This window comes from Bacillus sp. A260, assembly GCF_009861435.1.
Classification (GTDB): domain Bacteria; phylum Bacillota; class Bacilli; order Bacillales; family Bacillaceae_G; genus Bacillus_A; species Bacillus_A cereus.
The window spans coordinates 3,127,769-3,139,494 of record NZ_CP046398.1; the positions used below are offsets into that span (position 1 = coordinate 3,127,769).

Sequence of the window (11,726 nt, forward strand, 5' to 3'; positions counted from 1 at the left end):
GCTTAACGTTCCCTCTCAAATCCAATCCGTTTTTTAATTTCCGCTAAATTTACCTTCGTAATAGCGCGTGCCTTCTCAGCACCGTTTTCTAATGCTTCATATAATAAATCCGGCTCATTCATATACATTGCGTACTTTTCACGAGGCCCAGCTAACTCACGATCTACAACACGGAATAGCTCTTTTTTTACATCGCCCCATCTGATTCCAGTCTCATACTTTTCACGCATCGACTGTATTTCATCTTCGGTCGCAAACTCTTTATATATCATAAATAATGTTTCTAATTCTTTCGGTTCATTTGGAAGTGAAGAGTCTGTTTTGATTTTAAATATTAACTTTCGAAGTTTTTCTTGCTCTGAAAATAATGGGATTACATTTCCGTAACTTTTACTCATTTTCCTTCCATCAAGACCAGGTAAAATAGCTCCTTCTTCTTGTATGACATACTCCGGTAGTGTAAATGTCGTGCAAAATGTATGATTAAAATACGTCGCAATATCACGCGCGATTTCAATATGCTGAATTTGGTCTTTTCCAACTGGTACATGGGTAGCTTGAAATAATAATATGTCAGCTGCCATTAAAATCGGATACGTATATAACCCCATATTCACTCCTACATCGACCTCTAACCCCGCTTCTTTATTTTGCTCCACCTTCGCTTTATACGCATGAGCACGGTTCATAAGACCTTTCGGAGTTAGGCAAGCTAATTCTAGAATTTCCGGTACTTCTGTTTGCCGATAAAAAACAACATCTTCACCAAGTCCAAGTGATAACCAAGTAGCTGCTACCTCTTTCGTATAACTGCTGAACTTTTCTGAATCATGCACAGCATTTAATGCATGATAATCAGCTATAAAGTACAATGCTTTTCCTTCATTATTCTTTGACATTTGTAATGCAGGTTTAATCGCACCAATATAATTCCCTAAATGCGGATAACCTGTCGGCTTAATTCCTGTTAACATTATTTTTTCACTCACACTAACTCCTCCTTTCTCAAAATAAAAAGAGCCCCTCATCCTTAAAAAAGGACGAGAGACTCCCGCGGTACCACCTTAATTAGCTATCATTAGCTCACTTCATACTTCAATAACGTGAAGTAACCGTCTTTACCTACTCATTTCAGTTAGAAGCTCCAGAGCCCATTCCATATTCATCCCTTACTGATTTCCACCACACATCAGCTCTCTAAAAAGTTTCGAATATGTACTCTTCTCTTTCATTGCTTTTTCGTTATTTTTTACAGTTTATCACATTTCACTTCCAAACAAACCCTAATTTTCTATTTTATATAGCAGGAATTTCCACTTCAATTGTCTAATGTTATATAGGTTTGTTGAAATATTCGAAACAACTTTGGAGGTTTTTTCATGGTAAAATATATATCAATTTTAGGTTCAACAGGATCCATCGGCACATCTGCATTAGATGTCGTTTCAGCTCATCCTGAACATTTTAAAATCGTCGGTTTAACCGCAAATTATAATATCAATCTTCTTGAGCAACAAATCAAAACGTTTCAACCTCGTATTGTAAGCGTTGCGACAAAAGACTTAGCAGACAAACTTCGTACGCGTATTTCAGCAAATACAAAAATCACACACGGGACTGATGGCTTAATTGCAGTAGCTACTCACCCTGATTCAAATCTTGTATTAAGCTCTGTTGTAGGTGTTTCAGGATTACTTCCAACAATTGAAGCATTAAAAGCGAAGAAAGATATCGCTATTGCTAATAAAGAAACTTTGGTTGCAGCTGGACATATCGTAACTGAACTAGCGAAACAAAACGGATGTCGCTTAATTCCAGTAGATAGTGAGCATTCAGCTATTTTCCAATGTTTAAACGGAGAAAATAATAAAGAGATTGAGAAGTTAATTGTAACAGCTTCCGGTGGTGCTTTCCGTGATAAAACACGTGATGAAATGCAAACATTACAAGCAAAAGATGCTTTAAAGCACCCAAACTGGTTAATGGGCGCAAAACTAACGATTGATTCTGCCACATTAATGAATAAAGGGTTCGAAGTAATGGAAGCGAGATGGCTATTTGATATTCCATATGAAAAAATTAATGTAATGATTCATAAAGAAAGTATCATTCATTCTTTAGTAGAATTTATTGATGGATCAGTTATGGCACAGCTCGGTGCTCCTGATATGAGAATGCCGATTCAATATGCGTTTCACTATCCTACTCGGCTACCTTCTTCCTATGAAAAATTAAATTTATTAGAAATCGGTAGTTTACATTTTGAAAAACCAGATTTAGAGAAGTTCCCTTGTCTACAATACGCATATGAATGTGGCAAAATCGGTGGTACTACTCCCGCTGTATTAAATGCAGCAAATGAAATTGCGAATGCGCTATTCTTAAAAAATGAAATTGCCTTTTTCGATATTGAAAAAACAATTTACAAAACAGTTGAAGCTCATCATAACGTAAAAGATCCTTCACTAGATGCTATATTAGAAGCGGATCAATGGGCGCGCCAATATGCAAATGAATTGTTAATAAAAAAGCGCTAAAACAGTTCCCACTGTTTTAGCGCTTTTTTTTACGTATTCAACTTAACAAATCTATAACCGTGTGTAACTAACACTTTTAATATCGCATATCCTGGAATGGCTAAAATAATGCCCATAATCCCGAATAAGTTTCCGGCAGTTAAAATGATAAAAATGATAGTAATCGGATGAATATCTAACTTTTTACCCATAACTTGCGGAGAAATAAATTTACCTTCTGCTAATTGTACAACCATCATAACGATAATTACTTTTAACACCATTGCTGGCGAGTCGATAAATGCGATAATTAACGCTGGTGTAATCGCGATAATTGGTCCTACGTACGGAACGATATTTACAATCATCGCTAAAATCGCAAGTAATACCGCATATTTAATACCAATAATAAGATAACCAATTAATAGCATAATACCGATAAATAAGCTGACGATAATTTGACCTCTAATATACGAGCTAATCGCATAATGCATATCATCTAGTATTCTCATTGCTGCTGGTTGTCTTTGCTCTGAAATAAACTTTAAAAAGTGATTCGGCAATTGCTCACCATCTTTTAAAAGATAGAACAATATAAATGGAACCATTACAAATGTCAAAACAACCTCTGTAACAGTACTCAAAAATCCAGTTACATTCCCAGTTACTGATGATAATGACTTTGTAAAATCAACTGTGTATTCTTTTACCATATTCGCAACATTAATATTTAAATTCTCCTGAATTTTACCGAGTAAATTACTTTCCCCGAATCTACGTGCTGCTTGTTCAATCTCATGGCCAAAATACGGTAAGTTATCAATTAATGCATCAATTTGATCTTTAATAATAGGGATAACCGTTACAACTAAAAATACAAATAATCCTAGTACGATTAAATATATGGAAGCTATCGATACGATTCTTGAAACACCTTTCTTTTCTAAAAGCGAAACGAATGGATGCAAAATATAAAATAGCACGCCTGCTAATAGTACTGGGAAGAAAATTGTTTTTAAAAATACGATAAACGGTGTAAAAACAAATGATATTTTTGTTAGCAATAAAATATTAATGAACAATAACGCAAATCCAAGTAATACCGCCAAATAATTTTGTTCTCTAAAAAACTTTCTTAACTTATCTCTTTTTCTTATATTTATTTTCTCCAATGAAACCACCTCTTCGAATGATGAAAAGCCCTTATTCAGGGCTCTTCATCATAATCTATATCTCTATTTCCTTGCAGCTTTCACTACAAATGATACAATAAGAATTAACACGATTGCACCTAATAATGCCGGCACGACATGAATCCCACCAAATGATGGCCCAAAGGATCCAAATAATCTACCACCTAACGAAGCACCTAATAAACCTGCGATAATATTTCCGAACATACCACCTGGGAAATTTTTACCTGTTATAGAACTAGCAATTGCACCTATAATAGCACCAACTATTAATGTGATAATCCATCCCATTTTTAGTCCTCCATTTCTATTATAGTTTGTATGATTCAATACAAACATATGTATTTATCATTGCTAATCATATTTCACTATAGAAATATATTTACTACTATTTTACATATGGAGATACATATATTATATGCAAAAAAGAAAAATATTGTCAAACTCACCCATAAAGCAATTATATTCATATACCATATTTAAAGGAGGCTTCATTGTCTATGATTCTTAAGTTAAATTCCACTTCTTTTGAAGTAGCAACATCCATTTTACAGGTTCAAATTCCAGCTTATAAAGTTGAAGCAGACTACTTAAATAGTACTGCCATACCTCGTTTATATGATACTGTAAACGATATTCAAAATTGCGTTGAAACATTCTATGGATATTTTTCTGAAAATAAACTTGTCGGTTTTATTTCTTTTGTACAAGAAGAAAAACTAATCGATATCCACAGGTTAGTTGTATCGCCCAATTTTTTTCAAAAAGGAATCGCAACGAAACTCCTAATTTATATATTTAACATGTTTCCCTCTTCAATGGCATACATTGTACAAACAGGTAAAGCGAATACCCCTGCTATTACTTTATATAAAAAACACGGATTCATTACAGTATCAGATACAATACTTCCTGACGGTATGATTCTTACGCAATTAAAAAAGACAGAATACACAAAATAATTTGACTTGTTCGCTCCTTTATGTTATTTTTTACTTTATAAAACCTTTTGCTGAGTCCAAATTTTGGAGCGGGGGAACCATTTTTGTAGCTATGCTACTTGGGGCGAATCTTTTTTAAGTAGGGAAACTCTCACTTCCCGAGTCCGACAGCTAACCTCGTAAGCGTAATGGGAGAGGAAGGTGCTTTTTGCCTATGTTACACATTTTGCCTCCTTAATTATAAATATGGGATCGATATCAAATAGTCACCTATATTTATAGAAAAGGAGAATGTATTATGTTACGTTTATCTGATCACGCAATAAAAATGATGGAGCAAAGACTTCGAATTGAAAAACAACGCACATATCAAGCAAATAAGGTTGTAGATAACTTACATCACAAATACTTCTTTCAGCATATTTTTCAACCGAAAAGATAAAGAAAATGTTTATTTAATATTAAAAAACACAAGGTGTGTCTTACAAAGACATTCCTTGTGTTTTTTATATTCTTTATAAAATTCTCACTACATTTAAGCTTGCTGTAATCGCACCTGCTATAGTAGTCACATGCCCTACACCTAACGGGCCATTTTGTAATATTAATGTTGAATTGGCACTCGTCACATTCACAAGAAGTGTATTTGAAATGGCTGGTTCGATTACTACAGTTGATGTCGTTACGTTTTGTATAAAACTCCCTGTTAGTTGCGTTCCATTTAATAGCAATCTAACAGATACTGTCTCATTCCCACCATTTGCATCCCCTTGAAAATAGTAGCTTACTAAATATATTCCTGGCGTCGTTACTGTGACTGTCGTAGCACTAGTTAAAGATACACCAGTTCCATATACAGTGGATCCAGAATTAATTGGGATGTTGGCATTTGCTGCAATTGTGCTTGTTGATGTAGAAAAGAAATATCCGCCACCTGTCGATATAGCAGATGATCCTGTTGCTCCAGTTAAGCCTGTTGGACCCGTTGCTCCTGTTGGGCCTGTTACTCCTGTTCCCCCTGTCGCTCCTGTTATTCCTTGTATGCCTTGTATTCCGGTCGGTCCAGTTGCACCAGTCAATCCCGTCTGGCCTGTTGCTCCCGCCTGACCCGTTACACCTTGTGGACCTTGGATTCCTTGTGGACCTTGAGGACCCGTTGCTCCCGTCTGGCCGGTTGCTCCAGCCTGCCCCGTTGCTCCTTGTGGTCCTTGGATTCCTTGTGGACCTTGAGGACCCGTTGCTCCCGCCTCGCCGGTTGCTCCAGTTGGACCGGTTGCTCCTTGTGGTCCTTGAATTCCTTGTGGACCTTGAGGACCCGTTGCTCCCGCCTCGCCGGTTGGACCGGTTGGACCGGTTGGACCCGCCTGACCAGTTATTCCTTGTAGACCTTGAGGGCCTGCCTGACCAGTTGGGCCTTGTGGACCTTGCACGCCTTGTATCCCCTGAATTCCTTGGGGGCCGGTTGGACCAATTGGACCTTGTATTCCCTGAATTCCTTGAGGACCCGTTGCACCCGCCTGGCCGGTTGGGCCTTGTGGACCTTGCACACCTTGTATTCCTTGAGGACCAGTTGGGCCTATACTTCCTTGTGGTCCCTGAATACCTTGTATTCCTTGAGGACCAGTTGGACCTGTTATGCCACTCAGACCTTGTATGCCTTGCACTCCTTGAGGACCGGTTGAACCACTCGGACCTTGGATTCCTTGTAGCCCCTGTAAACCAGTTGGACCGGTCGCTCCCCTTACTCCTTGCTCACCTTGTATGCCTTGTATCCCTTGAGGGCCGGTTGGACCGATTGGCCCCTGTGCCCCTTGCACTCCTTGTGGACCAGTCGGACCGGTTGCTCCTACCGGTCCCTGGATTCCTTGTAGACCTTGCGGACCAGTCGGACCGGTTACTCCTTGTATCCCTTGTGGACCTTGAATGCCTTGATCACCCGTTGGACCCGTTGCCCCCATCGGTCCCTGTACTCCTTGCAAACCTGTTACACCAGTTGCTCCGGTCGGTCCCTGGATTCCTTGTACCCCTTGAATTCCAGTCGCTCCTGTTGCTCCGGTCGCTCCTGTTGCCCCTGTTGCTCCAGTCGGACCAGTTGGACCCCCTGGTGATCCTGCTGGACCGGTTGGACCAGTTGGACCTCCTGGTGGACCAGTTGGACCGGTTGCTCCAGTCGGGCCAGTTGCAGAACCTGTCGGACCAGTTATCCCAGTGGCTCCTGTTGGGCCGGTTGGACCTGGATCACCTTGTAAACCGGTTGGACCAGTCGGACCGATTACACCTTGCACTCCTTGTATTCCTTGTATTCCTGTTGGACCTACCTGCCCCATTTCTCCCTGGGGACCTTGTAAACCTTGAACACCAGTTTCCCCTTGTGGACCCATTGGTCCTTGCTCCCCTTGAATTCCTTGAGAACCAGTTGGCCCGGTTGGACCAATCGGACCCTGTATTCCTTGTATTCCGGTTACACCTTGTAAACCACTACCTCCTAAATTACCTTGCACACCTTGTATACCAGTATTTCCAGTTGGTCCAGTCGGACCAATTTCCCCTTGCACTCCTTGTATTCCTTGTATTCCTGTTGGGCCGGTTGGACCGATTTCTCCTTGCATTCCTTGTATGCCTTGTATTCCTGTTGGACCGGTCGGACCGATTGGGCCAGGAATTCCTTGTATCCCTTGAATACCAGTTGGACCAGTCGGACCTCTTTCTCCTTGTATTCCTTGAACACCTTGTATTCCCTGTGGGCCTCGTTCTCCCATAGGTCCTTGATTACCTTGAGAACCTTGTGGTCCAGTTAAACCAGTTGGGCCGGTTGGACCATTTTCTCCTTGCACCCCTTGCACTCCTTGTATTCCTTGTGGGCCGGTTGGACCGATTGGACCTTGTACGCCTTGTATTCCTTGCGGTCCAGTTGGTCCACCTAAAGCACCAGTTGGACCGGTTGGACCAGTGGGCCCCGTAATACCTGGCGGTGGAAAAGGAATAGGTGCTTGAAACTTACTACACTTATCTTGATTCTTCACAAGCATCTCCCCCGTTATAACTAACGTATCAAACTATTTTTAATACATTTAAACTAGCTGTTATCACACCAGATAATGTCGTTACATGCCCGATAGCTAACGGACCATTTTGTAAAGACAAAGTTGCATTTGAAGAAGTAACTTCAATGACCATCGTATTCGAAACTGCTGGTTCTAATATAAAAGTACCTCCTGTAACATAAAAAATAAAACTCCCTGCGACTTGTGTTCCATTTAAAGTAAGCCTCACTGAAATTGTTTCATTTCCGGCAGTTGGATCACCTTGAAAATAATAGCTTACTAAATAAATTCCCGGCGTACTTAACGTTACAGTTGTTGCATTTGTTAAACTGACATCAGAACCAAAAACTGTAGATCCAGAATTAATTGGTATTAACGCATTCGCTGCAATTGTACTCGTTGAAGTAGAAAAGAAATAACCGCCCCCACTAGGTAAACCAGTCGCTCCTGTCGCTCCCGCTATTCCAAAGAAACCTATTGAACCTGCACTACCAGTTGCTCCTGTCGGTCCCACCACGCCACTTGGGCCCTGACTACCTTGTGCTCCAACTGGGCCTATACTACCACTAGCACCTGTCACCCCACTTGCTCCAATTGGGCCTTGCAACCCTTGAATACCTTGTATCCCTTGTATTCCTTGCGGACCCGTTGCACCTGTATTGCCTGTCGTTCCCGTTATTCCTTGTATTCCCGTAATCCCTTGAACACCTTGCACTCCTTGTAGTCCAGTTGCCCCAGTTGCTCCTGTGGCTCCAGTTTCACCCGTTGCACCTGTAATTCCAACATTTCCTTGTGGGCCTTGTGGGCCTTGACTACCTTGCGCCCCTTGGACTCCTTGTGGGCCTGTTATACCGACTTCCCCTGTATTTCCTTGGGGACCTCTAATTCCTTGTGCACCTGTTGGACCGATAATTCCTTGCACACCTTGTATTCCTTGCACTCCTTGCGCTCCTGTTGGACCCGTTATTCCTTGTAATCCTTGAGGACCTTGCAAACCGATAGCTCCAGTCGGTCCTATTATTCCTTGCACTCCTTGAGGACCTTGGGCACCTTGTGTACCTGTCAATCCGGTAGTCCCTTGTATCCCTTGAACACCTTGAGGACCTTGTGTTCCAGCTGCTCCTGTTTCCCCTTGAATTCCTTGTACGCCTTGGATTCCTTGTGCTCCAGCTGGGCCGGTTGCTCCTCGGATTCCTTGTGCTCCTTGAGCTCCTTCCGCTCCTGTAACACCAACTGGACCAGCTATCCCTTGTATTCCCACCATTCCTTGTGCACCTGTTGGACCTATCACACCTTGAATACCTTGAATACCTTTAGGACCTTCTGCACCAGTTGGACCAGTTACTCCCAGCGGACCTTGTATTCCTTGAGAACCTTCTGCACCAGTTGGACCTGTTATACCTTGGTTACCTTGAGGACCTTGTGCTCCTTGTACTCCAACTGCTCCAACTACACCTTGGGCACCTTGCGCTCCCCTTACACCTTGATGACCTGTTGGACCTGTTATACCTTGCACACCTTGCCCTCCAATTGGACCTATCCCTCCGCTTACACCTGTTGAACCGGTCGCACCCGTTGGACCTGTTGGACCTCCTGGTGGACCGGGTGGGCCAGCTGGTCCAGTCACTCCACTAGAAGGGCCAATTGGACCGGTCACTCCCGTCGGACCGCCCGGTGGTCCTTCTGAGCCTTGAGTACCAATACTACCCGTCGCTCCTGTTATACCTCTTATTCCCTTTATCCCTTGAAAACCTGTTGCTCCCGTTATACCTTGTATTCCTTGCACACCTTGTGGTCCTTGTAAACCTATTACACCTGTTATCCCCTTTATTCCACTTATACCTTGGGCACCTTGCATTCCAGTAGAACCAGTTGGACCCACTTCACCTTGTATTCCTTGAGCTCCTTGTGGGCCTTCCTCTCCAGTAATTCCTTGTATACCTTGGAAGCCGTCTTCTCCTTGTATACCAATAGCCCCTTGCTCTCCTTGTATTCCTTGAACACCTTGAGGGCCTTGTGGACCAGTTACACCCGAGACTCCAGTTACGCCTCTTTCTCCCTGCATTCCTTGTGCCCCTGTTTGTCCTCGCTCACCTATTTCCCCTTGTATTCCTTGTATACCTTGTATTCCTTGACTACCAGCAGGACCCGTAGCTCCTTGTATTCCTTCTAATCCTTGTACTCCAATATCACCAATTAGACCTTGGTTTCCGATTAATCCTTGAGCACCTTGGAGACCAGTTGGGCCAGTTATACCTTGCTCTCCTGTATCACCAATAACTCCTTGTATTCCTTGTGCTCCTGTTGTCCCTCGGGGACCTTGTATCCCCCTGATACCTTGAGGACCTTGGGGCCCAGTTGCTCCCGTCGGTCCAGTCACCCCTGTAGGACCAACAGGACCTTCATGCCCTCCAGTTGGACCGATTGGACCACTATTACCTGTCGGACCCGTTGCTCCTATAAGCGGAAGAGGCAGTGCCACTCCAAATTTTTTGCACTTTCTATGATGACGCACAACAATCCCCCTTCCCCCAAATAATTACACCTTTTATATGAAATGCATTTTTATAAGAAAAGTACACCTTTGACCTCATTTTTTTAAAATAAAGAAGCCTATCATTTCATCTATTTGAAATCATAGGCTTCTTTTATAAAAACACTTTACTTTCTAGCTTTAATAATAAAAGTAGTCGGCACCATTCTAGCTTTATATAAAGAATAATACTTCGTAGACGGCTCAGCTAGTTCTCCATCAAACGAGCTTGATGGTTCAGGCTCTTCTATTCTCTCAATTTTAAATCCCGCTCTATTTAACTCATTTATGTATGTACTTATTTTTCTCTTATATAATGTCGCTTGTACATTTTCTCCTTTAAATGTTTCAAACGTAATGGGCGTTTCCTCATGATAAGAAGACTTTATAGCAACTTCTTCCGTACCATACTGTAAGTTTGAATATACCGGGTGCTCCCAACTAAAAATAAAACTTCCCCCTGGCTTTACATATGAATAAATCAGTTCCAACGTTTTTCTTAAATCCGAAGTCCAACCTAATGCATAAATGGAATATACAATATCAAAATATCCTTTCGGAATATCGCCTTCTTCTTCCATTGCTCCGCATACTAACTTTGGATTCCAATCCTTTAACGTCTTATTCGCTATTTCAATTTGTGTACTCGAAAGATCAAGCCCCCATAATTCCTCTGCCCCTTGTTCCGCCATATATTGCAACGAATGCCCACTTCCACAGCCAATATCAAGAACCTTTTTCTTTCTGATTGAATCGAACAAACGAATCTCATCTTCAGACGCCGTATACGGACCATATTTAGGTAAACAATCCACTTGAAAGAAATAAGGTGCAACTGTATCCCAACACTTTTTATTTAAAGCTAACATGTGCGTACCTTTCATATTCTACATTCCCCCATCCATTTTTCTTTCTCTAATATTAATTACATATCATAACCAGATCGCCCTTTTCTCTTCGCCCGGTAGTTTTTCACTTTCGCAATCGTACCGCATGCTCTTCCTCCTTCTTCTCCAGCATACATACCGCACCATCTTTTACTTCCATTTCGCGAATGATCATAAAATACCCAGCGACAATCTGGACATGCTTTTAACCTTCCCCATACATTTTCTTGAATTGACATTAACACAATGCTTAACACTTTTGTATACACATTCTCTTCATATACCGGTTCATATGTAATACCTTTCATATCATCCTTTATATGTACATGAAATGGGTATTTCTCTAACCATTTTTGCAATGATCCTTCGCCTTCAATTGTCATCCGAATATCTTCTCGAAAACCTCTTAATTCCTCTATCGTATGAAATGGAAAATCTTCATCAAAATATTCTTTCATAAAAAGCTTTATGTCTTCTTCTGTTTGCAGCAAATCAATTGGCTCTCTCGTATCGTTTGGTATTCTCCATGTATTTAAAAATTCCCGAATATATTCTAGTTCATTTGGAGCGTTTTGATTCAATTCGATCCACCTTCTTCTTAAAATTTACTTT

At 41.4% G+C, this 11,726-nt stretch carries 10 protein-coding genes, 1 riboswitch and 1 other annotated feature; of the genes, 3 read left to right on the top strand and 7 right to left on the bottom strand.

Going from position 1 to position 11,726, the window contains the following annotated elements; translation table 11 throughout:
- Positions 1-2: 2 nt before the first annotated feature.
- Positions 3-989, bottom strand: a complete 987-nt coding sequence (locus tag GD442_RS15745; RefSeq protein ID WP_001290891.1) for a tryptophan--tRNA ligase — start codon at positions 987-989, stop codon at positions 3-5.
- A gap of 44 nt (positions 990-1,033) precedes the next feature.
- Positions 1,034-1,241: a binding site (T-box leader), on the bottom strand.
- A gap of 138 nt (positions 1,242-1,379) precedes the next feature.
- Here GD442_RS15745 and GD442_RS15750 point away from each other — a divergent pair.
- Positions 1,380-2,537: a 1-deoxy-D-xylulose-5-phosphate reductoisomerase gene (locus tag GD442_RS15750; protein WP_086407712.1), complete on the top strand. Its 1,158-nt coding sequence runs from the start codon at positions 1,380-1,382 to the stop codon at positions 2,535-2,537.
- 29 nt (positions 2,538-2,566) lie between these two features.
- Here GD442_RS15750 and GD442_RS15755 read toward each other — a convergent pair whose 3' ends face one another.
- Both GD442_RS15755 and GD442_RS15760 read right to left on the bottom strand, forming a co-directional pair.
- Positions 2,567-3,688, bottom strand: a complete 1,122-nt coding sequence (locus GD442_RS15755; RefSeq protein ID WP_000411484.1) for an AI-2E family transporter — start codon at positions 3,686-3,688, stop codon at positions 2,567-2,569.
- A 63-nt stretch (positions 3,689-3,751) separates the two neighbouring features.
- Positions 3,752-4,000 carry a GlsB/YeaQ/YmgE family stress response membrane protein gene (locus tag GD442_RS15760; protein ID WP_000539733.1) on the bottom strand — a complete coding sequence of 83 codons (249 nt, stop codon included), beginning with the start codon at positions 3,998-4,000 and terminating at the stop codon, positions 3,752-3,754.
- Positions 4,001-4,209: 209 nt separating this feature from the next.
- On the opposite strand from GD442_RS15760, the gene GD442_RS15765 reads away from it, so the two are divergent.
- Together GD442_RS15765 and GD442_RS27795 are read left to right on the top strand one after the other, a co-directional pair.
- Complete coding sequence (locus GD442_RS15765; protein ID WP_000601230.1) at positions 4,210-4,671, top strand: GNAT family N-acetyltransferase; 462 nt, start codon at positions 4,210-4,212, stop codon at positions 4,669-4,671.
- A 38-nt stretch (positions 4,672-4,709) separates the two neighbouring features.
- Positions 4,710-4,852: riboswitch (cyclic di-AMP (ydaO/yuaA leader) on the top strand.
- Between the two features lie 96 nt (positions 4,853-4,948).
- Positions 4,949-5,092 (top strand): hypothetical protein, encoded by a 144-nt coding sequence (locus GD442_RS27795; protein ID WP_000945243.1) that lies wholly within the window; start codon positions 4,949-4,951, stop codon positions 5,090-5,092.
- A gap of 73 nt (positions 5,093-5,165) precedes the next feature.
- Here the strand turns inward: GD442_RS27795 and GD442_RS15770 are convergent, their stop codons facing one another.
- The 4 genes from GD442_RS15770 to GD442_RS15785 form a co-directional block, all read right to left on the bottom strand.
- Positions 5,166-7,679: a BC_3345 family exosporium-associated protein gene (locus tag GD442_RS15770; protein WP_159365127.1), complete on the bottom strand. Its 2,514-nt coding sequence runs from the start codon at positions 7,677-7,679 to the stop codon at positions 5,166-5,168.
- A gap of 22 nt (positions 7,680-7,701) precedes the next feature.
- Positions 7,702-10,209 (bottom strand): collagen-like protein, encoded by a 2,508-nt coding sequence (locus tag GD442_RS15775; RefSeq protein WP_130055493.1) that lies wholly within the window; start codon positions 10,207-10,209, stop codon positions 7,702-7,704.
- A gap of 146 nt (positions 10,210-10,355) precedes the next feature.
- A complete protein-coding gene (locus GD442_RS15780) occupies positions 10,356-11,111 on the bottom strand; it encodes a class I SAM-dependent methyltransferase (protein WP_159365128.1) in 756 nt (251 codons plus the stop codon).
- 41 nt (positions 11,112-11,152) lie between these two features.
- Positions 11,153-11,695, bottom strand: a complete 543-nt coding sequence (locus GD442_RS15785; RefSeq protein ID WP_140348551.1) for a CGNR zinc finger domain-containing protein — start codon at positions 11,693-11,695, stop codon at positions 11,153-11,155.
- Positions 11,696-11,726: the final 31 nt, after the last annotated feature.

What these genes read in the sequence shown, in the direction of transcription:
- GD442_RS15770 (WP_159365127.1), bottom strand. Translation starts at nt 7,679, where the DNA reads ATGCTTGTGAAGAATCAAGATAAGTGTAGTAAGTTTCAAGCACCTATT.
- GD442_RS15780 (WP_159365128.1), bottom strand. Translation starts at nt 11,111, where the DNA reads ATGAAAGGTACGCACATGTTAGCTTTAAATAAAAAGTGTTGGGATACA.
- GD442_RS15750 (WP_086407712.1), top strand. Translation starts at nt 1,380, where the DNA reads ATGGTAAAATATATATCAATTTTAGGTTCAACAGGATCCATCGGCACA.
- GD442_RS15760 (WP_000539733.1), bottom strand. Translation starts at nt 4,000, where the DNA reads ATGGGATGGATTATCACATTAATAGTTGGTGCTATTATAGGTGCAATT.
- GD442_RS27795 (WP_000945243.1), top strand. Translation starts at nt 4,949, where the DNA reads ATGTTACGTTTATCTGATCACGCAATAAAAATGATGGAGCAAAGACTT.
- GD442_RS15765 (WP_000601230.1), top strand. Translation starts at nt 4,210, where the DNA reads ATGATTCTTAAGTTAAATTCCACTTCTTTTGAAGTAGCAACATCCATT.